The sequence below is a fragment of the Caulobacter sp. AVps18 genome (genome assembly GCF_058681425.1).
In genome coordinates this window covers 3,628,520-3,648,941 of record NZ_CM178737.1, presented here as the reverse complement: position 1 = coordinate 3,648,941, position 20,422 = coordinate 3,628,520, and the positions used below count along the sequence as shown (strand labels likewise).

The 20,422-nt window shown below is 67.8% G+C and carries 19 protein-coding genes; 10 read left to right on the top strand and 9 right to left on the bottom strand.

Going from position 1 to position 20,422, the window contains the following annotated elements; genetic code table 11:
* Positions 1-20 precede the first annotated feature (20 nt).
* Positions 21-1,649 carry an amino acid permease gene (locus ACW179_RS16645; protein WP_492060578.1) on the bottom strand — a complete coding sequence of 543 codons (1,629 nt, stop codon included), beginning with the start codon at positions 1,647-1,649 and terminating at the stop codon, positions 21-23.
* A 100-nt stretch (positions 1,650-1,749) separates the two neighbouring features.
* Between ACW179_RS16645 and hrpB the strand changes: the two genes are divergently transcribed.
* Positions 1,750-4,224 (top strand): ATP-dependent helicase HrpB, encoded by a 2,475-nt coding sequence (gene hrpB / locus ACW179_RS16640; RefSeq protein WP_492060577.1) that lies wholly within the window; start codon positions 1,750-1,752, stop codon positions 4,222-4,224.
* A gap of 336 nt (positions 4,225-4,560) precedes the next feature.
* Here hrpB and ACW179_RS16635 read toward each other — a convergent pair whose 3' ends face one another.
* From ACW179_RS16635 to ACW179_RS16625, 3 genes are read right to left on the bottom strand one after another with little or no spacing between them, the layout of a single operon-like run.
* Entirely contained in the window at positions 4,561-5,352 is a 792-nt protein-coding gene (locus tag ACW179_RS16635) for a TrmH family RNA methyltransferase (RefSeq protein ID WP_492060576.1), read from the bottom strand.
* 5 nt (positions 5,353-5,357) lie between these two features.
* Positions 5,358-6,269, bottom strand: coding sequence for an RsmD family RNA methyltransferase (locus ACW179_RS16630; protein WP_492060575.1), 912 nt, complete (start codon positions 6,267-6,269; stop codon positions 5,358-5,360).
* A gap of 17 nt (positions 6,270-6,286) precedes the next feature.
* Positions 6,287-7,702 (bottom strand): glycosyltransferase, encoded by a 1,416-nt coding sequence (locus ACW179_RS16625; protein WP_492060574.1) that lies wholly within the window; start codon positions 7,700-7,702, stop codon positions 6,287-6,289.
* 170 nt (positions 7,703-7,872) lie between these two features.
* Between ACW179_RS16625 and ACW179_RS16620 the strand changes: the two genes are divergently transcribed.
* The 4 genes from ACW179_RS16620 to ACW179_RS16605 are packed head-to-tail and all read left to right on the top strand — an operon-like array spanning position 7,873 to position 11,066.
* Entirely contained in the window at positions 7,873-8,508 is a 636-nt protein-coding gene (locus ACW179_RS16620) for a TetR/AcrR family transcriptional regulator (protein ID WP_492060573.1), read from the top strand.
* Between the two features lie 4 nt (positions 8,509-8,512).
* Positions 8,513-9,331, top strand: a complete 819-nt coding sequence (locus ACW179_RS16615; protein ID WP_492060572.1) for an ABC transporter substrate-binding protein — start codon at positions 8,513-8,515, stop codon at positions 9,329-9,331.
* Positions 9,274-10,314: a FecCD family ABC transporter permease gene (locus tag ACW179_RS16610; protein WP_492060571.1), complete on the top strand. Its 1,041-nt coding sequence runs from the start codon at positions 9,274-9,276 to the stop codon at positions 10,312-10,314. The genes ACW179_RS16615 and ACW179_RS16610 overlap by 58 nt, the downstream gene beginning before the upstream one ends.
* Positions 10,311-11,066 (top strand): ABC transporter ATP-binding protein, encoded by a 756-nt coding sequence (locus tag ACW179_RS16605; RefSeq protein WP_492060570.1) that lies wholly within the window; start codon positions 10,311-10,313, stop codon positions 11,064-11,066. The genes ACW179_RS16610 and ACW179_RS16605 overlap by 4 nt, the downstream gene beginning before the upstream one ends.
* A gap of 1 nt (position 11,067) precedes the next feature.
* Here ACW179_RS16605 and ACW179_RS16600 read toward each other — a convergent pair whose 3' ends face one another.
* Positions 11,068-13,176 carry a lytic transglycosylase domain-containing protein gene (locus tag ACW179_RS16600; protein ID WP_492060569.1) on the bottom strand — a complete coding sequence of 703 codons (2,109 nt, stop codon included), beginning with the start codon at positions 13,174-13,176 and terminating at the stop codon, positions 11,068-11,070.
* A gap of 244 nt (positions 13,177-13,420) precedes the next feature.
* On the opposite strand from ACW179_RS16600, the gene dapA reads away from it, so the two are divergent.
* From dapA to ACW179_RS16585, 3 genes are read left to right on the top strand one after another with little or no spacing between them, the layout of a single operon-like run.
* Entirely contained in the window at positions 13,421-14,305 is an 885-nt protein-coding gene (gene dapA, locus ACW179_RS16595; protein WP_492060568.1) for a 4-hydroxy-tetrahydrodipicolinate synthase, read from the top strand.
* Positions 14,305-14,763 carry an SsrA-binding protein SmpB gene (gene smpB / locus ACW179_RS16590; protein ID WP_492060567.1) on the top strand — a complete coding sequence of 153 codons (459 nt, stop codon included), beginning with the start codon at positions 14,305-14,307 and terminating at the stop codon, positions 14,761-14,763. The genes dapA and smpB overlap by 1 nt, the downstream gene beginning before the upstream one ends.
* A gap of 7 nt (positions 14,764-14,770) precedes the next feature.
* Entirely contained in the window at positions 14,771-15,256 is a 486-nt protein-coding gene (locus tag ACW179_RS16585; protein ID WP_492060566.1) for a hypothetical protein, read from the top strand.
* Positions 15,257-15,279: 23 nt separating this feature from the next.
* Here the strand turns inward: ACW179_RS16585 and ACW179_RS16580 are convergent, their stop codons facing one another.
* The 4 genes from ACW179_RS16580 to ACW179_RS16565 are packed head-to-tail and all read right to left on the bottom strand — an operon-like array spanning position 15,280 to position 18,604.
* A complete protein-coding gene (locus tag ACW179_RS16580) occupies positions 15,280-15,951 on the bottom strand; it encodes a spermidine synthase (protein ID WP_492060565.1) in 672 nt (223 codons plus the stop codon).
* A gap of 10 nt (positions 15,952-15,961) precedes the next feature.
* Complete coding sequence (locus ACW179_RS16575; RefSeq protein WP_492060564.1) at positions 15,962-17,002, bottom strand: DUF2891 domain-containing protein; 1,041 nt, start codon at positions 17,000-17,002, stop codon at positions 15,962-15,964.
* A complete protein-coding gene (locus tag ACW179_RS16570; protein WP_492060563.1) occupies positions 16,980-17,936 on the bottom strand; it encodes a DUF979 domain-containing protein in 957 nt (318 codons plus the stop codon). Before ACW179_RS16570 ends, ACW179_RS16575 begins: the two co-directional genes overlap by 23 nt.
* Entirely contained in the window at positions 17,933-18,604 is a 672-nt protein-coding gene (locus tag ACW179_RS16565; RefSeq protein WP_492060562.1) for a DUF969 domain-containing protein, read from the bottom strand. The genes ACW179_RS16570 and ACW179_RS16565 overlap by 4 nt, the downstream gene beginning before the upstream one ends.
* Positions 18,605-18,758: 154 nt before the next feature.
* Between ACW179_RS16565 and ACW179_RS16560 the strand changes: the two genes are divergently transcribed.
* Complete coding sequence (locus ACW179_RS16560; protein ID WP_492060561.1) at positions 18,759-19,535, top strand: class II aldolase/adducin family protein; 777 nt, start codon at positions 18,759-18,761, stop codon at positions 19,533-19,535.
* Positions 19,532-20,323: a hypothetical protein gene (locus ACW179_RS16555; RefSeq protein ID WP_492060560.1), complete on the top strand. Its 792-nt coding sequence runs from the start codon at positions 19,532-19,534 to the stop codon at positions 20,321-20,323. Before ACW179_RS16560 ends, ACW179_RS16555 begins: the two co-directional genes overlap by 4 nt.
* Positions 20,324-20,422: the final 99 nt, after the last annotated feature.

Genomic DNA, 20,422 nt, shown 5'->3' with positions numbered 1-20,422 from the left:
GTTTCGCCGAAGAGGGCTGGTTACTTCACGTCGTCCACGCCGTGGCCCATGGCCTCGGCAGGGGAGTTCATGTCGGTGTCTTCGGTGATGTCGATGCCCTTGGCCAGCTTGGAGTTCCAGTAGCCATAGGCGGCATAGATCACCGCGCCGACCGCCGCATAGCCCGCCAGGATCATCAGGGGCAGCGGATTGTCGTTCATCGCGTGAACGATCATCGGCTGGAAGTTCTGATAGGCCAGGAACAGACAGGCGGCGATGCCGAGCACGGCGGTGAAGATGCCGCCCGGCACCTTGAACGGGCGGGGCAGGTCGGGGTGCTTGATCCGCAGATAGATCACCGACAGACAGACGATCGAGAAGGCCACGGCCGTACCCAGCGACACCAGATCGCCCAGCAGGCTGATCGGCAGGAACGAGGCGGCGATAGCGATCACCACGCCCAGCAGGATGGTGCCCAGCCACGGGGTGCGGAACTTGGGGTGGATCGCGGCGAAGACCTTCGGCAGCAGGCCGTCGCGGGCCATGGTGTAGAAGATCCGGGTCTGGCCGTAGCACAGCACCAGCATGACCGAGGACAGGCCGGTGATCGCGCCGATCTTGATGGCAATGCTGATCAGGTTCAGGTTGCCGCCTTCAGCCGCCGCATAAGGGATGTCGGCCCATTCCAGGGCCATGCGGTCGATGGCGACGGCGATGGGCGCCGGGCTGGCCAGTTCCTTGTAGGGGACCACGCCGGTCATGACGGCGGCGACGGCCATATAGATCAGGGTGCAGACGACGAGGGCGCCCAGGATGCCGATCGGCACATCCTTGGAGGGGTTCTTGGCCTCGGCCGCCGCAGTCGAAACCGCTTCAAAGCCGACATAGGCGAAGAAGATGATCGCCGCGCCGCGAAAGATGCCGCTCACGCCAAATTCGCCGGGCTGACCGGTCGGCTCGGGGATGAAGGGGTGCCAGTTGGCGGGGTTGATGTACTGGACACCCACCGCGATGAACACCAGCAGCACGATCACCTTGATCACGACGATGGCGTTGTTGACGTTGGCCGATTCGCTAACGCCGAGCACCAGCAGGGCCGAGACCATGGCGATACCGATGGCCGCGACGATGTTCAGGGTGCCGGTCATGGCGAATGTCGTGCCGCCTTCGGGCGTAGCGACGGCCTGGATCAGCGGCGTGGCCCACATCGGGGCCTCGGAGCCCGCAACCATGATCGTCGGGAAATTGACCCCGAACGCATGCAGGGTGCTGACCACATAGCCCGACCAGCCGACCGCAACGGTCGAGGCGGCGACGCCGTATTCCAGAACCAGCAGCCAGCCCATGATCCAGGCGAAGACCTCGCCCAGCGTGCCATAGGCATAGGTATAGGCCGAGCCGGAGACCGGCATGGTCGAGGCCAGCTCAGCGTAACACAGGCCGGCCAGGCCGCAGGCGATGCCGGCGACGATGAACGACAGCATGATGGCCGGGCCGGCATTGGCCGAGGCCACCTGGCCGGTCAGCACGAAGATACCGGCGCCGATGATGGCCCCGATACCCAGGCTCATCAGATTGAGAGGGCCCAGCGTACGCTTCAGCTGGCTGTGTGCGGCTTCCTTCTGGATGCTCGCGATCGACTTCTTCAGAAATAGCCTGTTTTCGGCCATGTGTTTCGTTTCCCCATCGACCAGCGAACCCCCGCTAGTCAGGCATTGGGCCGGGACGTTAGTCAGAGAGCCGCCATCGCGCAACGCCTTGCGGTGACGGATGCGGTTTGAGGGTCTATGCCTCCCCCTGATGCTGCCGATCCAGAATGTCCTGCCCGCACTCAAGGCGGCGCTGCTCGCTTCCGATGCGACCGTACTGGTCGCGCCGCCCGGCGCGGGCAAGACCACGGCTGTTCCCTTGGCCCTGCTGGAAGAGCCGTGGGTGCTGGGCCGCAAGATCATTGTGCTGGAGCCACGCCGGCTGGCCGCCCGCGCCGCCGCCGCCCGCATGGCCGACACCCTGGGCGAAGCGGTCGGTCAAACTGTGGGCTTTCGCGTGCGGCTGCAGTCGAAGGTCTCGGCCAGGACCCGGATCGAGGTGGTCACCGAAGGCGTCTTCACCCGGATGATTCTCGACGACCCGGGCCTGGAGGGCGTCGCCGCCGTCATCTTCGATGAATTTCACGAGCGCAGTCTCGACGCCGATCTGGGTCTGGCCTTTGCCCGCGACGTTCAGGGCCTGCTGCGCGAAGACCTGCGCCTGCTGGTCATGTCGGCCACCCTCGACGGGGCGCGGGTCTCGGCCCTGCTGGGCGACGCGCCGGTGGTCGAGAGCGAGGGCCGGATGTTCCCGGTCGACACCCGCTATCTGGGCCGTGACGACCGCGTGCGGCTTGAAGAGCGGGTCGGGCGGGCCGTCGAGCGGGCCCTGGCCGAGGAGATCGGCAGCCTGCTGGTCTTCCTGCCAGGCCAGGGCGAGATTCGCCGGGTCGAGAGCTGGCTTGCTGAACGGCTACGCCGGCCTGATGTCGATCTGGCCCCGCTCTATGGCGCGCTGGATCCGGCCGTCCAGGACCGCGCCATTGCCGCCGCGCCCGCAGGCCGCCGCAAGGTGGTGCTGGCCACCTCCATCGCCGAGACCAGCCTGACCATCGAGGGCGTGCGCGTGGTGATCGATGCGGGCTTGGCCCGTGTGCCGCGCTATGATCCGGCCAGCGGTATCACCCGGCTCGACACTGTGCGTGTGAGCCGCGCCGCCGCCGACCAGCGGCGGGGCCGGGCAGGGCGCACCGAGCCCGGCGTCTGCTATCGCCTGTGGGACGAGGCCGAGACGCGGTCTCTGCCGGCTTTCGCGCGGCCTGAGATCCTCGAGGCCGATCTGTCGCGCCTGGCGCTGGACCTGGCCCGCTGGGGTGCGCGCGACGCGTCGGGCCTCTGCTTCATGGACGCGCCCCCCGCCGCCGCCTTCGCCGAGGCGCGGGGCCTGCTGCAGCGTATCCAGGCGCTGGACAGCCACGGCGACCTGACCGCTCACGGCAAGGCCCTGGCCGAGATGCCTTTGCCGCCGCGCATCGCCCACATGATGGTCCGCGCCGCCGCTTCCGGACAGGCCCGGCGCGGGGCAGAGGTCGCTGCGATCCTGACAGAACAGGGCCTTGGCGGGCGCGACACTGACCTGCGCAGACGGCTGGAGAACCTTGGCCGCGATCGCTCGCCGAGGGCCAGAGACGCCCAGGCCCTGGCCGACCGCTGGGCCCGCGCGGCCGGCAAGCCTTCGGGCGCGACGCCGCTGGATGAGGGCCTGATGCTGGCCGAGGCCTATCCCGAACGGGTGGCGCGGGCGCGGGGCAAGCCAGGCGAGTTCCAACTGGCCGGCGGACGCGGCGTCTATATGGAGCCCACCGATCCCCTGGCTCGCGAGACCTGGCTGGCGGTAGGCGAGCTGGGCGGCGGCGACAGTCGCGACCGCATCCTGCTGGCCGCCGCCGTCGACGAGGTCGCTCTGCGCGAGACCTTCGCCGATCGCCTGACCGCCGAGGACCGGCTGGAAACCAGCCCCGGCGGCAAGGTCCGCGCCAAGCGTCTGCTGCGCCTGGGCAAGTTGGTTCTGGAGGAGCGTCTGATCGACAAGCCTGACCCGGCCTTGATTGCCGGCGCCCTGCTGGATCAGGTTTGCTCTGAGGGGCTGTCAGCGCTGCGGCTGGGCGACGGCGTTCAGGGACTGCGCGACCGCGTCGCCTTCTTGCGTTCGCTCGACGGCGGCGCGTGGCCCGACTTGTCGGACGCCGCCTTGCTGGATCGGTTGGACGAATGGCTTGAGCCGCTGTTGCACGGCCGCTCGTCGCTATCGGCGCTGGATGAGAACCTGCTGGACGGCGCGATCCGGTCCCTGATCCCCTGGGACGCTCAGCAGAGGATCGACGCAGCCCTGCCGGCCCGCTTCAAGGCCCCGACCGGCACCACCGTCGCCATCGACTACGCCGCCGAGGCCGGGCCGCGCATAGACATCCGCGTGCAGGAGCTGTTTGGCCTGACCGAGCATCCCAGCATCGCCGGCGGTAAGATCCCGCTGGTTCTGTCGCTGCTGTCGCCCGGCCACAAGCCGATCCAGATCACCCGCGACCTGCCGGGCTTCTGGAAGGGCTCATGGCGCGAGGTGAAGGTGGAAATGAAGGGGCGCTATCCCCGGCACGTCTGGCCGGATGACCCGGCAGCGGCTGCGCCAACGACGCGGGCGAAGCCGAGGGGGACCTAGGGCGGCGGGGTGTGGTCGTCTGACTTGGGTTCAGGCTTCAGGAGCCATTGGAAAGGCCACCAGTCTGACTTGCTGCGGCCACATCCTACGCACTCGGTGGGCATAGGTATCCAGGGAGCAACGTACCCGCGTCCGTTGTCCCAAATGTGTTTGCCGCAGCGGGGGCATCGGACGCTATTGCCAAGCACTAGCCAAAGGCAGGGAAAGGCGAACCAGAGAACATAGCCGATCACACGCGTCTGTTCGTAGCCCGCCAGGGTCATGCCCACGAGAGCCACGAACATTATGCTCGCGAACATTCCGTAAAGCCAACGCATATGGTTGTCCTCCTAGCGCCTACCCCGTCACCGTATAGATCATGATCCCCGTCGCCACCGACAGGTTCAGGCTGTCGGCCCGGCCGCGCATCGGGATCTTGACGTTGACGTCGCACGCCGCCGCCAGCTCGGGCGGCAGGCCTTGTTGTTCGTTGCCCATCAGGATCAGCGACGGCTTCACATAGTCGGCGCTCTTGTGGTCGACCGTGGCCGTCAGCAGGGTGCCGACCACGCTGCCGGGCCAGGTTTCGCGCCAGGCCACGAACTCGGAGATCGTCGCCTTGGCGATCTGCACCGCAAAGATCGAGCCCATGGTCGCGCGGACACCCTCGACCGAATAGGGATCGACGCAGTCGCCCACCAGGATCACCCCGCCGCAGCCGGCCGCGTCGGCGGTGCGGATGACGGTGCCCAGATTGCCCGGATCGCGCACGGCCTGCATGGCTACCCAGCAGGGGGCGCTTTGCGGCACGATGGCGCTGAGCGGCGTGAACACCTGCCGGAACACCCCGACCACGGCCTGGGGGTTGTCGCGACGCGAGACCTTCTCGAGGATTTCGCGATTGACCTCAATGACTTCGCCGCCAGACTTCAGGCAGGCCTGCGAGGCCTTCTGCAGCATCGGATGATCGGCAGCGTCGCGGCCGTACATCAGGATTTTCGGTGCGTGGCCACAGTCGATCGCCTCGATGACGATCTTCAGGCCCTCGGCCAGGAACAGGCCGCTCTCCTCACGCTCCTTGCGCATGTGCAGGGCGCGAACGGCCTTGACGGTGGCGTTCGACAGCGAGGTGACGGTTTTGGCGTTCATCGTGCTCACCCTTCCGAGGACCAGCGGGCGAAGAATGACAGGCCGATCTGGCGGTCGCCCTTGTCCTCGACCAAGGACAGCTCGCCCCAGTCGATGACGCCGCTGCGGCCGTCCAGCACCTGGGCCAGCAGGCCCGACATGGCCGCGCCGGACACGCGCGCCGCATAGGCGTTCATCAGCAGGAACGAGGCGTCGTCGCTGAGCAGTTGCGCGCAGTTCGTCGTCAGTTCGGTCAGGTCCTCAAACAGCCGCCAGACCTCGCCCTCGGCACCGCGTCCGAACTTGGGCGGGTCCAGGATGATGCCGTCATAGACATTGCCGCGCCGAACCTCGCGGGCCACGAAGCGGCGGGCGTCCTCGACGATCCAGCGGATCGGCCTGTCGTCCAGACCGGCGAAGGCGGCGTTTTCGCGGGCGAAGCCGACCGACTTCTTGGAAGCGTCCACATGGGTGACGGCCGCGCCGGCGGCGGCGCAGACGAGCGAAGCTACGCCCGTATAGCCGAACAGATTCAGGATCTTGGGCTGACGTCCTGATGCCTTGGTGAAGGCGCGCACGCGCTGGTCCTGCCAGGCCCAGTTGGCGGCCTGCTCGGGAAAGAAGGCCAGGTGTCGAAACGGCGTGAACTGGCCATGGAACTTCGCCTCGCCCCAGCTGAGCGGGAACTTCTCGATCGGCTTGCCCTTGAAGCGCCAGCGGCCGGCCTCGTCCTCGTCGGAAGGATCGAACACCGCGTCGGCGTTGTCCCAGGCCGTGGCCGGCAGGCGAGGGCTCCAGAAGCACTGCGGCTCGGGGCGGACCACGGTGTAGGGACCGTAGCGTTCCAGCTTCTTACCATGACCGCTGTCCAGCAGGGCGTAGTCGCTCCAGCCGGTGGTGCGCATGACAAGGGGGGCGGGGGCGATCGTCGGGCTCATCGCCTCGCCATACGCTTTCAGGGCGTTGGCCGTCCAGTGCGCGGCGCGTGTCGTGTCTTGTCCCAGTGATGCGGGGCGAAGAAGAACTGCCACAGGGCGCGGGGGGATGCGAACACCCACATCAGCCAATAGGGCACCATGCCAAACAGGTGCAGGAAGCGCGGCGCGCCGCCGGAGCGTATCACGCCCAGCGCTCCTCCGACTGCGCAGACCGCCCAGCAGCCGACATAGAACAGCAGATGCAGGATCGGGATCGACAGGGTCGCGTCGTCCCGCCAGTCCATCAGCATGCTGGCGCCGGCCACGATCATGGCCGGGGCGTGGAGGTTCGAGGCGGTAATGGGCACGGCCAGGGTCACGATCAGGGCCAGCAAGGCGCGGCGACGGCCGCCCACAGCGCGGCGGCTGTGCACGACCAGGGTTTGCAGGTGTCCCTTGATCCAGCGTGCGCGTTGCGGACCCCATTGGGCCAGGGTGGTGGGCGCGGTTTCCAGGGTGGGCAGGCCGATCGTTTCCAGTCGATGGCCCGCCGCCGCCAGCCGAAATCCGATGTCGGCATCTTCGGTGACATTGTAGGCGTCCCAGCCGCCCAGGGCCCGCAAGGGCGCGGCCTTGAAGTGGTTGCTGGTGCCGCCCAGCGGGAAGGGCAGGCCCCAGCGGGCGAAGGCCGGCAGCAGCACTTCGAACAGGGCCGCATATTCCAGCCGGAACTGCTCGGCGATGAAGGCCAGATAGGGCGGGGTCTCGATGCGCAGCGGGGCCTGCAGGCAGGCCAGTTCTGGCGGTCCGGCCGCAAACCTCGCCGCCGCCTCGCGCAGTTGCTGCGGATGGGGCGCGTCTTCGGCGTCATAGATGACCACCAACTCGCCCCTGGCCCGCTCCAGCGCCAGGTTGCAGGCGCGGGGCTTGGTGCGGGGCAGGCCCGGCGGTACGACCAGCACCTGCACAAAGCTTGGCAGGTCCATGGCGTGGAAGGCGGCCTGGGTGTCCAGATCGTCGGCTTCCAGCACGACCAGGGCCTGAAGTCGGTCGCGGGGATAGTCTAGCCGGTCCAGATTGGTGATCAGTTCGGCTGCGACCTCGGCTTCGCGATAGAGCGGCGTGATGACGGTGTAGGTCGGCAGGTCTGCCGGTGGCAGGGGTGGAGCCCGCTCAGGGCGACGGGGCGTCAGAATAGCGGCCAGCCGGATCGCGGCGCTGGCCAGGAAGGCCGCGACAAACAGGCCATAGACGATCTTCAACATCAGGCCCGGCAAGGCGACCGCAACAAGCAGGAAGGCCATCAGCAATCCAGCCAGGGTCCATCGTTCGGCCGGGCGGAGCGTAACATGGCTTCCGGCGGCCGGATCGCTCAGGACGGACGCCAAAACGTCTGCATCGAACGGTGCGATGGTCGTCGTCAGGCGAACGGCGGCCGGCTCCTCGCGCGCCATGTCCTGCCCCCGGCTGATCCGCACGATCCTAGGATGACAGATAGAGAAAATACATCTCATGGCTGTCAAACTAAAAAATACACGTTTTACGTCTATGAGGTGTTTCTTGCGACGGCTGGGTGATTCCCGTTTAGTGTCACGAACTGGGGAAACACTGGGGAAAGCCGCACGTGACGGTCGCTTTGAAGAAGCCGCACAAGTCCGCCCGCAAGCCGAAAGGCGACGGCCATATGCGCCGGGGCGAGATCCTGGCCGCAGCCGAGAAGATCTTTATTGCCGAAGGCTATGCCGGGGCCACGATCCGCAAGATCGCCGATGCGGTAGGCGTGTCATCGACGGCGCTCTACATGCACTTCCGCGACAAGGACCAGATCCTGCTGGAGATCAGCGATGGGGCCATCGGCCGCCTGCTGGACCTGAACACCGAGGTCAACGGCAAACCCATCGATCCGGTCTCGCGCATTCGGCTGATGCTGGAGGCCTATATGCGGTTCGCGCTGGAGAACCCCAACACCTACCAACTGGTGTTCTGCGGTTCGTCCCATGCGATCTCTCTGGACAAACAGGCCGCTACACTGGCCCTGGGCGACCGCTGTTTCGAAGCCTTCAGTCAGCCTCTGCATGAGATCGCTGCCTCGGGACGCCTGCGGTCAGGTAACGGGCAGAGCGCCGCTGAGGTGCTTTGGTCGGGCTGTCATGGCCTGGTCTCGCTGCTGATCACCAAGACCACCCGAAGCTGGTCGCCGCCCGAGGATCTGATGGCGGTGATGCTGGACGGTCTGCTGCACGGTCTGGTCACGGACTGAGTTTATGACGCTGTCGCGCGTGCTTGGCGTCGTTCTGGCGGCGATATCTCTTGCCCTGCCGGCGGCGTCGCTCGCGGCGGGCAAGACGCCACGCGTCATGTCGCTGGATTCCTGCGCCGACCAGTATGTGCTGGCCCTGGCCCCGCGCGAGGCCATTGTCGGCCTATCGCATCGGGCGAGAGCGGCCGATTCCTATATGCGCGCCGCGTCTGTCGGCCTGCCGCGTCGGCGCGCCACGGTGGAAAGCCTGGTCGCTGCGCGTCCCGATGTGGTGGTGCGGCACTGGGGCGGCGACGCCCGGCTGGTCGCTGCGCTTGACCGGCGCGGGATGCGCATTGTGCGGATCGACGATGCCGCCGATTTCGAGGCCGTGCGCGCCAATGTCCGCCGCGTGGCCCTGGCCCTTGACCGCAAGGCTGTGGGCGAGGCTCTGATCGCCCATATGGACCAGCAGTTGAAAGCCTCGGCCGGGGCCTGGAAGGGCGACAGCGCCCTCTATCTGACGCCGGGCGGCTATACGGCCGGCAGTGGCACCCTGATCGACACCATGCTGAAGGCGGCGGGCCTGTCCAACGCCGCCAAGGGGCCGTTCTTCAGCGCTGTGCCGCTGGAAGCCATGGTCATGACCCCGCCGCGCGCGGTGGTGCTGGGCTTCTTCGACCAGACCCGCGCCGGCTCTGACCGTTGGGGCCCTGGACGCCATGCGGCTCTCAAGCGGGTGACCCGTGAGCGCACAATCGCCTCGCTGCCAGGGGCGGTGGTCGGATGCCCGGCCTGGTTCGCCGCCGAGGGCAGCCTGATCCTGGCGCGGGCTGCCCGATGAGCCTGCTGCGCCTCTGTTTGCTCATGCTGGGCCTACTTATCCTGGCCGTCGTTTTCGCCGTCACGCTGGGCGAGACGCCGCTGTCGAGCGGCCAATATGTTCAGGCCCTGACCCATCCGGGCTCGCCGCCGGGCGAGGTGCTTTGGACGATCCGCGCCCCGCGCGTGGCCATGGCCGCCCTGGTCGGCGCGGCCCTGGGCCTGGCCGGTGCCACCATGCAGGGCCTGCTGCGCAATCCCCTAGCTGATCCGGGCGTGCTGGGCGTCTCGGCGGCCTCAGGCCTGGGCGCGGCCCTGTGCATCGCCGGCGGACTGGCCGCCGTGCCCGGCGCGGTTGAAGTTGGAGCGCTGCTTGGCGCTCTGGTGGCCGGCGGCGCGGTGGTGGCCATCGCCATCCGCCTGCGCGAGCCCGAGGCCCTGATCCTGTTCGGCGTCGCCATCTCGGCGTTTGGCGGAGCCCTGACGGCGCTGGTCTTCAACCTGGCCCCGTCGCCGGTGGCCATCGCCGAGATCCTGGCCTGGCTGATGGGCTCGGTCGAGAACCGCGACTGGACTGACAGCCTGCGCGCCCTGCCGCCCATGGTCGTCGGCACCGCCCTGTGCCTGAAGGCCGGGCAGGGCCTGCGGATGCTGACCCTGGGCGAGGAGGCGGCGCGGATGTCGGGCCTGCGGATGTCCCGCCTGCGGGCCTATGCTGTGGCCGGCGCGGCCCTGCTGACCGGCGCGGCCGTGGCGGGCGCGGGCGTCATCGGCTTTGTGGGTCTGGCCGCGCCGCACATGGTGCGCGCCCTGGTCAGGGACGACCCCCGACGCATCCTTTGGCCCTCGGCCCTGGCCGGAGCCCTTCTGCTGGTGCTGGCCGACCTGGCGGCGCGGATGGTCCCCACCGATCAGGAACTGAAGCTGGGGGTCGTCACGGCCCTGTTCGGCGCCCCGGCCTTCGCCTTGCTGGCCTGGCGCGCGGCGCGGAGCTGGCGCGCATGACGGCTGCCTGGAGCATCGTCGGCATCAGGGCGCGGCAGGGCGGTCGGCTGGTGCTGGACGCCGCCGGCCTGACCGTGCAGCCCGGTGAGGTGGTCGGCGTGGTCGGCCCTAACGGCGCGGGCAAGACCAGTCTGCTGCGTGCGGGCCTGGGCCTGCTGCACCTGACCGAGGGGGAGGCCTTTCTGTCAGGTCGCAGGCTGCAAGACCTCAGCGCCGCCGAGCGCGCTGCCCTGGTCGGCTATCTGCCGCAGGATCGCCGCCTGGCCTGGAACCTGCCCGCCGAGATGGTCGCCAGCCTGGGTGCGATTGACTTGCCGGAGCCGCAAGCCCTGGCCGTGGCGCGCGATCGTCTGGCCCGGGTGGGCGCGGCCGATCTGGCGCAGCGCGGCGTGCTGGACATGTCGGGCGGCGAACGCGCCCGGGTGCTGCTGGCTCGGCTGCTGGCCACGCGAGCACCGCTGCTGGTGGCCGATGAGCCCATTGCCGGCCTCGACCCCGACGCCCAGATGCTGACCCTTGATTTACTGCGCGCCGAAGCGGCCGCCGGGGCGGCCATCGTCGTCACCCTGCACGACCTGACCCTGGCCGCCCGCTGCTGCGACCGTATCGTCGTGCTGGACCACGGGCGGGTGGTGGCCGAGGGCGCGCCGGCCACAGCCCTGGCCCCCCAGGTCCTGGCCAGCGTTTTCAAGCTGGACGGCGAACTGGTGGAGACCGCCATAGGCCCGGTTCTGGTGGCCAGGCGGGTCTAATCTAAGGCCGCGCCGAGACTGTCTCGGCCTGGGCCACAGCCGGCGCATAGACATAGGCACCGCGCTTGAGGTCGCGCGACAGGGTCAGGGGCGCAGTGCCGCCGTTCAGGCGAGCGCGATAGACCATGGTCGTCTCCAGCGTCCGCATCACATAGTTGCGGGTCTCCGAGAAGGGGATGCACTCGATGAAGTCCAGCGGGTCGGTGGCTGCGCCGCGCGGGTCACCGCACAGGGTGGCCCAGGCCGCCGGACGGCCCGGTCCGGCGTTATAGGCGGCGGCCGCCATGATGTAGGAGCCGCTGAAGGTGTTGACCATGTCGCCCAGATAGGTCGAGCCCAGGCGCATGTTGTAGGTCGGCTCTGACAGGCGGTCGACCGAGTGGCTCTCGCCCAGCTGGCGGGCGACGATGGCGGCGGTGGGCGGCATCAGCTGCATCATGCCGCGCGCGCCGACGCCGGAGCGGGCATTGGGGTCGAAATTGCTCTCTTGCCGCGAGATCGAATAGACGAAGGCCGTCTCGGCCGCGCCCGGTCCCGGCGTGAAGTGGTGGTCCAGCAGGGGATAGCCGCGCTCGGGCAGGATGAAGCCGCGCTGGGCCGCCGTGCGCACGGCGCGCATGGCCAGGTCCTGGTCGCCATAGCCGCGCGCCAGATCGACCAACAGGGCCGATTCCTCGGCATTGGGCAGGTTGTCGTCGATAAACAGGACCATGGCGCGAAACTGGTCGCGCGCGCCGATGTCGGCCAGGATCCGCGCCGCCCGCACCAGATCGCGGCCAAAGAAGCGAGCGCGGTCGGCCTGGGTGATGACCGGGTCGGGATCCAGCCTGATCTCGGTGACGCCCGCCTTCTCGGCCGACAGCTGGCCGTAGAAGGTGGTGATGTGGCGCGCGCCCTCGGCATAGAAGGACTGGGCGGCGATGGGGTCGCCTTGCGCTTCGGTCGCGCGGCCCTGCCAGTACAGCGCCCGGCCCTTGGTGATCGGCGAGGCCCCGATGGCGGCGATGGCGGCGAAGTGCCGGCCGGCGTCGTCGGGCTGCTTGAGGCGGGCCAGGGCGATCCAGCCGGCATAGAACTCGGCCTCGGCCGCGTCTGCGCCGGTGGTCAGGCCGGTATTGGCGGCGGCGGCATAGGCGCCGGCGTTGTTGCCGGCCTTCAGGGCCGAGCCCACCAGGGCGCGGCGCTCCTTCCAGATGGCGGCGGCGGCCTCGTCGGTGGGTGGGGCGGGGAAGCCGCCCACCAGGCCCAGGGCCAGGGTGTCCATCCCCTTGCGGCGCAGGAAGGCGGCGCGCTCGAACACGACGCCGGGCGCGGCCTGATCGGTCGGGGCCAGGGCCTCGAACAGGCTTGTGGCGTTGGCGGCGTTCTGGCGGAAGGCGATGCGGACGCGCGCGGAGGCCTGTTGCTCGGGGGACAGCAGGTCCACCAGCTCGCGCGCCGCCGGCCCTTGCGGTCCGTACAGCAGGATGTCGGCGCGGCGGGCATAGTCGTCGGCGGTCAGCAGGCTTCCAAAGCGAGCGGCCATGCTGCGCTGGGCGTCGGCTTCGAACACCTTGTCACGCCATGTGCGGCGGATCAGATCGGTGGCCTGCTGGTTCTGGCCGCTGGCCTGATAGGCGGAGGCCAGGGCCATGGCCCCTTCGGCGGTGGCCGGCTGACTGCCGCCGAACCAGGCGATGGTGCGGGCCGGATCCAGACCGGAAACGGAAAGCTGCTTCTCGGCGGCGCTCTCACGGCGACCCCCGCGCGGCCAGCCCGCCAGGTCACGCCGGGCGGCATCGAGTTCGAAGAAGCTTAGGGACTCGGCGCAATTGTCGACCAGCGCCCACAGGGCGATCTTGCGGGCGACGGGATCTTCGACGCTGCCCATGGCGGCGCGGGCGCGCGAGACGTCGCCGCTCCTGGCGGCCGACAGGGCCTGACGCAGGTTTTCGGCGTCGACATCGGACAGGGTGCCGGGCAGGGCGGTTGGTGGCGTGGTCACCAGGGCGGGCAGGGCACCGGGCAGGCTCTGATAGGGAACCGGACCCGAGGTCTGGGCGCCTGCGATGCCGCCGACCAGCACCAGACTTGCGCCGCCGAGCAAAAGCCGTCCCAGAAATGAAGCCAAAACGCGATCTCCTTACGCACAAACCGAATCGAATTTGCCCCCGAAGGCGCTCACCCAAACGTCAGGACAACGACTGAAGACGTCTTATCCATGACCCCGGGGCTTGACCCTCGGGGTTTGGACCCTCAAACCGCTGCCTGCCCCGACGCACCGGTTGCGGGACGGTGGGGCGGGGACATACATATGTCCGCTCCGATCGTCCGGCCGCAACCGTTGCGGCCCCTTCTCACGGCAAATTGCAGTTATGGTCCATTCCCCGTTCAAGGGCGTCATTCCGGCCCTGGTCACGCCCTTCCGCGACGGCGCGGTGGACGAGGCGGCGTTCATTGCCCTCGTTGAGCGCCAGATCGCCGCCGGCGTCCATGGCGTGGTGCCGGTCGGCACCACCGGTGAAACCTCGACGCTCAGCCACGACGAGCACAAGCGGGTGGTCGAGCTTTGCGTGAAGACCGTCAAGGGTCGGGTGCCGGTGATCGCCGGGGCAGGCAGCAATTCCACCACCGAGGCCATTGAGCTGGCCGCCCACGCCAAGGCCGTCGGCGCAGACGCCGCCCTGGTGGTGACGCCCTACTATAATCGCCCCAGCCAGGAAGGCCTGTATCGCCACTACGAGGCGATCAACGACGCCGTCCAACTGCCGGTGCTGGTCTACAACGTGCCGGGCCGCACCTGTGTCGACATCTCCAATGACACCCTCGCGCGCCTCGCAAAGCTGCCCAACATCGTGGGTATCAAAGACGCCACCGGCGACCTGACCCGCGCCAGCTTCCAGCGCATCCAGTGCGGCGATGACTGGGTGATGCTGTCGGGCGATGATCCCACGGCGCTGGGCTATATGGCGCATGGCGGCCACGGCGTGATCTCGGTGACGTCCAATGTCGCGCCCGAAGCCTGCGCCACCTTCATCAATGCCTGCATCGCCGGCCAGTGGGAGACGGCGCTGTATTGGCAGGATCGCCTGGTGCGCCTGCACAAGGCCCTGTTCCTGGATTCCTCGCCTTCGCCGACCAAGTTTGCCATGGCCCAGCTGGGCCTGTGTGAGCCGGACGTGCGCTTGCCGATCGCCCCGTGCAGCGATGCGGTCAAGCCGGCCATCCTGGAGGCCATGCGCGAGGCGGGTCTGGTCTGATGACCAAGCCCATCGCCGAGAACCGGCGCGCCCGGTACGACTATTTCATCGAAGAGACCTTCGAGGCCGGGATCATGCTGACCGGCACCGAGGTCAAAAGCCTGCGCGTCGGCCGGGCCAATATCGCTGAATCCTACGCCTCGGTCGAAGGCAAGCAGATCAAGCTGATCAATGCCGACATCCCGCCCTATGGCCATGCCAACCGCTTCAACCACGAGCCGCGCCGTCACCGCACCCTGCTGCTGCACAAGAAGCAGATCGAAAAGCTGATCGGCGCCGTCCAGCGCGACGGCCGCACCCTGATCCCGCTCAAGCTCTACTGGAACGAAAAGGGCCTGGCCAAGCTGGAGATCGGCCTGGCCAAGGGCAAGAAGAACCACGACAAGCGCGAAACCGAAGCCGCCCGCGACTGGCAGCGCGACAAGGCGCGCCTGATGAAGGGCGACCGGGGGGATTGAGGGGGCGATGATCAAGCTATTGGCCAAGGCCAACGACGAGGTGCTGTCTCACTGTCAGTGCCAAAGCGCGACGGCTTCGCTACCGGGGCAATTTGACTGCCCTTGGTGCGGCTGCGGATGGCTCATTTCATGCACCGAGTGCCGCAAAGCCTTCACCTATGCCAAGGTCGTCGAAGCCGACACCACCTACGAAATGTTCGTTCGCGAAGATCAGATGCGGGGTGGATATTCCAATCTCACCGACGAGGACGTCCGAGAGTACGCAGAACAGCTTGAGTACATGCTCGCCGATTTCGAGTTAGGGCAGAAGGTCGTGTATCTCGATGGCGTGTATTTCGCGCTTGAGGAAGCCGCAGGAAATTTCGAAGGCCTCTACGCCAAGCATAGCTTCGACCGATTGCCGCACGCTGTGGCGCTTGAAACGCCAACACACTTGCGGGCCGTGCTGGGCGAACAATCCTACTGGCGTAGCCGAGAGCGATCAGAACTGTGATGCCGACCGTTCGAACGCCGGCCTCACCCCCGCGTCCCCACCCAGACCACATGCCGCGCACCGCGACCCTTGTGGGCCCGCACGCCGACCTCCTCGACGGTATAACCGGCCCGCTCAAGCCGCTTGGTGAAGGCGCTGTCGCGGGTGGAGGACCAGACCTCCAGCACGCCGCCGGGGCGCAGGGCGCGGCGAGCGGCGGCGAGGCCGACCTTGTCGTACAGACTGTCATTGCCCTTGCGGCTGAGACCGCCGGGGCCGTTGTCGACGTCCAGCAGGATGGCGTCATAGAGGCCGTCGGCGGCGCGGATCTCCGCGCCGACATCGCCCAGGCGGATCGCGACGCGGGGGTCATCCAGGCTGTCGCCATGCAGGCCGCTCAGGGGGCCACGCGCCCAGGTGACGACGGCGGGGACCAGCTCTGCGACCACGATCCTGGCATCGGCCGCGAACGCCCCCAGCGCCGCGCGCAGGGTGAAGCCCATGCCCAGGCCACCGATCAGGATCCGGGCTCCGGGCCGCTGGCCGATGCGGTCGAAGGCCAGGGTGGCCATGGCTTCTTCCGAGCCGCTGAGACGGCTGTTCATCAGCTCGATGGGGCCGGCCATGATCGAGTATTCGGTGCCGCGCCGCATCAGGCGCAGCTCCACGCCGTCGCCGGGCACGCTGGCGCTGTCGAGATGTTCCCAGGGGATCATGGCGTCGCTTTCAGCCGTTGGTCAGGGCCAGCAGGGCAAAGGTCGCCAGCCAGTGCTCGCCCATATAGTCGCCGGAGATATGTGGTACGGCGGCGCTCAGATGGCTCAGGGCCGCATTGATCGCGTGCATCTTGGCCGGGTCGAGGTCGGGCAGGGCTCCGGCCAGGGTTCGCCAGCACCAGGCGCGCGACAGGTTCAGGCCGTCCAGATGCGCGATCTTGCCGTCGGTGCGGTCGCTGACCCGCGCGGGCGTAAACAGGGTGGCCGGCTGCTTGTCGGCCAGATTCGGCAGGAAGCGCACGATCCAGACGTCGAACATGTCCTTGGACATCAGCCGCCGCATGGCCTCGGCCTCGATCAGGGCCGGCGACAGGAAATCGTCACCCGAGGGCTCCCAGGCCTGGCAGGCGGCGTCCTGGCCGTACCAGATCATCGCCTTGGTCGCGAGCAGCTGACGCAGGGCGGCGTCGCCGGTCATGTCGGCATATTCGCTGGCCAGCACCAGGGCGAAGGCGGTGTTGGTATGGACTCCGGCCCGCACCGGATAGTCGGCCAGGGGCAGGAAGGCGTGGAAGCGGTCGGCGAAGGCTTGGGCCAGAGGTGCATGACGCGCGGCCCAGGGACGGTCGGGGTGGCGCAGCAACTCGGCCTGCAGCATCAGGTCCCAGGCCCAGCCATAGGGGCGCTCGAAGCCCCGGCTTTCGGGGCGGGCAAGATAGGCGACCTCGGCGGCGACCTTGTCGGGGGTGAAGGCGTCGTCGAACAGGGCGATGATGGCCTCGGCCTCGGGCAGGTCTGGCCGGATGCGCAGCAGGGTGGCCAGCAGCCAGTAGCCGTGCACGCAGGAGTGCCAGTCGAAACTGCCGAAAAAGATCGGGTGCAGATCGCGGGGCGTGCGGGCGTCTTCGTCGCCGGCCATCACATGGTCCAGCTTGTTGGGATATTCCCGGGCCACATGGCCTAGGGCGATACGCGCGAACCGCGAGGCCGTGAACTTGGCCAGGCCAGTTGTGCTGGCGCGCTGGGGGTCAGGCCCGGAAGGCGAGGGCATTCATCAGAACCACGTTGATGACCAGCATGAGGACGGCGGTCGGCGCCTGGGCGCGGATCACGCCGTAGCGGTCCTTCAATTGCAGGAGCGCCGCCGGCACAAGGTTGAAATTGGCGGCAAGCGGCGTCAGCAGGGTGCCGCAGAAGCCCGACAGCATGCCGATGGCGCAGACTACGGCCGGATCTCCGCCGAAACGACCGATCACCAGGGGCAGGGCGATCCCTGCCGTCATCACCGGAAAGGCGGCAAAGGCGTTGCCCATCAGGATGGTGAAGCCGGCCATGCCCAGGCAGTAGGCGACGACCACGGCAAAGCGGCTGTCGACCGGCGTCCAGGCCACCGCCAGCTCGCCGATGGTCTGGCCGACGCCTGCAGCGGCGAACACTGCGCCCAAGGCCGCCAGCATCTGGGGCAGCAGGGCGGCCCAGCCGATCAGGTCCATCAGGCGACGGCCTTCCTGGAGGGGCGCTGTGGCGGGTTGCTTGAACATCACCTTGGCCAGGATCGCCGCGATGACGGCCGCCAGGGCCAGGGCGATCAGGGTGGCGTTCTTGGCCTCGACCAGGTGCTGGCCGTTTACGGTCAAGGCCTTAAAGGCGAAGGTGCCGATCAGGGTGATCACCGGGATGACCAGGGCGGGCAGGAACAGCCTCAGGCCCAGGCGGTGAGCCAAGGCCTGGCGCTCGTCCGGCGACGTGGTGGCCGGGGCGCCGACACCCAGCTGTCCGGTTCCGGCCAGCAGGGCCAGGGCCAGCACCAGCACGCCGTTGCCGAGGTCGCCCAGCCGGTCGCCCAGCAGGAAACTGAGCGCCACCAGAGCCCAGAAAGCGGCGTTGCCAAAGCGCTTGCTGTTGGCCTTGTCGCCGGCACTCAGCACGGCGAAGGCGGCGAACATCAGGCCGGCGACCAGATAGACCAGCGGCAGGCCGATCATGGCTGGATCTCCGCCCTGGGCGCCACGCGGCGATCAAACAGCAGCAGCCTTGCCCCGTGAACGATGAAGGCGGCAATGGCTGTGGGAATGGCCCAGACCGACAGGTGCAGGGGCTCCACCGTGATGCCGCTCTGGTCGAGGAAGCCGACAATCAGCAGGATCGAGCCGATGGCCATGAAGATGTCCTCGCCGAAGAACAGCCCGACATTGTCGGTGGCTGCGCTCATGGCCTTGATACGCTCGCGGTCGGCGTCACTGACTGGGCCGGCGCTCTCGGCGGCGGCTTCGGCCATCGGGGCCACCAGCGGACGCACCGTCTGGGCATGGCCCGCCACCGATGTCAGGCCCAGGGCCGAGGTCGCCTGGCGCAGGAACAGATAGGCCAGCAGGATCCGTCCGGCGCTGGCGCCTTTCAGGCCCTGGATGGTCATCCGGGCCCGTTCCTGCAGGCCGCAGCGCTCAAGCACGCCGATCGCAGGTAGCACCAGCCAGGCGATCGTGACGTAGCGATTGGTGTTGAAGGCCTTGCCGAAGGCGGCCAGCACCTCCAGTGGGGCCATGCCCGAGGCCAGCCCCGCGGTAAAGGCGGCGGCCACCACGACCAGCAGCGGGTTGAAGCGCAGGGCGAAGCCCACGACGATCACCGCCACGCCCAGCAGGGTCAGCATGGTCCTTGGCTCTCCCGCCCAACGAATCCTTCGCGAACGTCGGGGTTGTGCGCCTCTCTGGCAAGCCTTGGCAGGCGAGATGAGCGCCTCTTGACGCCGGGCGCCCCCGGCGCGACTCTAACTCAACAATGATAACCTACCGGAGGAGGCCCCCATGGCCGACGGCGCATCACCCATCGTCACGTCCATCAAGGATACGGTCAGCCAAGCCGAATGGCAGGCTCGTGTCGAGCTAGCCGCGCTTTACCGGCTGGTCGCCCTGCATGGCTGGGACGACATGATCTTCACTCACATTTCGGCCCGTATCCCGGGACCCGAGCATCACTTCCTGATCAATCCCTACGGCATGTTCTTCGGTGAGATCACCGCCTCCAGCCTGGTCAAGGTCGATCTGGACGGCAATGTCATCGACAAGACGCCGTACTTCATCAATCCGGCGGGTTTCACGATCCACTCGGCTATCCACGCCGCGCGCGAGGATGCCCACTATGTCATGCACCTGCACAGCGATCAGGGCGTTGCGGTGTCGGCGCACAAGGAGGGGTTGCTGCCGCTGACGCAGCACGCTTTAATTGTCTTGCCTCAACTCGCCTATCACGACTATGAAGGGGTAGCGCTCAATCTTGACGAAAGAGAACGGCTGGTGGCCGACCTGGGGTCCAAGAAGACGATGATGCTGCGCAACCACGGCACTCTGTCGGTTGGTCTGACGGCCGCCGAGTGCTGGCTGGGCATGTTCTTCCTGGAACGCGCCTGCGCCCAGCAGGTGATGGCCCTGTCGATCGGCCGTGACAACGTTCTCCTGGCGCCCGAAGAGGCCCAGGCCGAGGTGCGCAAGCAGGTCGGCATGGGCATGGGCATGATCGGCGGCCTGGCCTGGCCGGGCTGCCTGCGCAAGTTGGACCGGGAATCCCCCGGCTACGCCGATTGACCCCACAGGTTCGTCAGACAAGCGCCGTCGCGGTCCTGGTGGCCGCGACGGCTTTGTTTTGCGCTAAACCTGATCAGGCCCAGGCCGGCGCCTGGCCCATACCCGACGGCAAGACCCAGGCGATCGCCAAATATGAGCGCCAGGCCGCCGATAAGGGCTTCACGCCAGAAGGCCAGCTGGTGGCCATCGATCATCGCGAAGAGGAAAACCTCTCGTTGTTCGTCGAGCACGGTCTCACCTCGCGCCTCACCCTGCAGGCCAAGGCCGGCCTCACGCGAGGCCATGACCGCTTCGTGCGCTATGAGGGGCGGGGCCCGCTGGAACTGGGCCTGCGCTACGCCGTGTTTGTATCTGACCGAACCGTCGCGGCGGTCTATGTCGGCGCGGCGCAGGCGGGCGCAGGACGCAATGCCGGCTATGCTGCGCCCGGACGCGGCGAGGCTGATCTTGAAGCGCGTCTGTTGCTGGGCCGTTCGGGCCTGGTGCGCGGACGTGAGGCGTTTGTCGATATGCAGGTCGCTCACCTGTCCCGCAGCGGTCTTTCGGACGAGACCCGGCTGGATGCGACCCTGGGCGTGCGTCCCGCCAGGAACTGGCTTCTTCTGGCCCAGGCCTATGGCGGCGAGGCCCCGTCGCGCGCCGTCCCGTCCCGTTGGCTCAAGGCCGAGCTTTCGGTGGCCCGCAGCTTCCAGCGCTGGAGTGTGCAGGCGGGCTGGCGCCAGACGGTGGCCGGGCGGGAAACTGCACGCGATCAGGGCCTGATTGTTGCGGTCTGGCGCGGTTTCTAATCACTGTTGCTGAACTGAAATGTTCCGTCATGCTGCTGTCACTGGACGCAGCTTTAGGGGAGCGGCATATGTCGCCGCACCTTGCCCCGTCCGCCGACT

Bases quoted from the DNA above. Each gene is read 5' to 3' on its own strand.
- ACW179_RS16645 (WP_492060578.1), bottom strand. From the start codon at position 1,649: ATGGCCGAAAACAGGCTATTTCTGAAGAAGTCGATCGCGAGCATCCAG.
- hrpB (WP_492060577.1), top strand. From the start codon at position 1,750: ATGCGGTTTGAGGGTCTATGCCTCCCCCTGATGCTGCCGATCCAGAAT.
- ACW179_RS16635 (WP_492060576.1), bottom strand. From the start codon at position 5,352: ATGAACGCCAAAACCGTCACCTCGCTGTCGAACGCCACCGTCAAGGCC.
- ACW179_RS16630 (WP_492060575.1), bottom strand. From the start codon at position 6,269: ATGAGCCCGACGATCGCCCCCGCCCCCCTTGTCATGCGCACCACCGGC.
- ACW179_RS16625 (WP_492060574.1), bottom strand. From the start codon at position 7,702: ATGGCGCGCGAGGAGCCGGCCGCCGTTCGCCTGACGACGACCATCGCA.
- ACW179_RS16615 (WP_492060572.1), top strand. From the start codon at position 8,513: ATGACGCTGTCGCGCGTGCTTGGCGTCGTTCTGGCGGCGATATCTCTT.
- ACW179_RS16610 (WP_492060571.1), top strand. From the start codon at position 9,274: ATGCCCGGCCTGGTTCGCCGCCGAGGGCAGCCTGATCCTGGCGCGGGC.
- ACW179_RS16605 (WP_492060570.1), top strand. From the start codon at position 10,311: ATGACGGCTGCCTGGAGCATCGTCGGCATCAGGGCGCGGCAGGGCGGT.
- dapA (WP_492060568.1), top strand. From the start codon at position 13,421: ATGGTCCATTCCCCGTTCAAGGGCGTCATTCCGGCCCTGGTCACGCCC.
- smpB (WP_492060567.1), top strand. From the start codon at position 14,305: ATGACCAAGCCCATCGCCGAGAACCGGCGCGCCCGGTACGACTATTTC.
- ACW179_RS16585 (WP_492060566.1), top strand. From the start codon at position 14,771: ATGATCAAGCTATTGGCCAAGGCCAACGACGAGGTGCTGTCTCACTGT.
- ACW179_RS16580 (WP_492060565.1), bottom strand. From the start codon at position 15,951: ATGATCCCCTGGGAACATCTCGACAGCGCCAGCGTGCCCGGCGACGGC.
- ACW179_RS16575 (WP_492060564.1), bottom strand. From the start codon at position 17,002: ATGCCCTCGCCTTCCGGGCCTGACCCCCAGCGCGCCAGCACAACTGGC.
- ACW179_RS16570 (WP_492060563.1), bottom strand. From the start codon at position 17,936: ATGATCGGCCTGCCGCTGGTCTATCTGGTCGCCGGCCTGATGTTCGCC.
- ACW179_RS16565 (WP_492060562.1), bottom strand. From the start codon at position 18,604: ATGCTGACCCTGCTGGGCGTGGCGGTGATCGTCGTGGGCTTCGCCCTG.
- ACW179_RS16560 (WP_492060561.1), top strand. From the start codon at position 18,759: ATGGCCGACGGCGCATCACCCATCGTCACGTCCATCAAGGATACGGTC.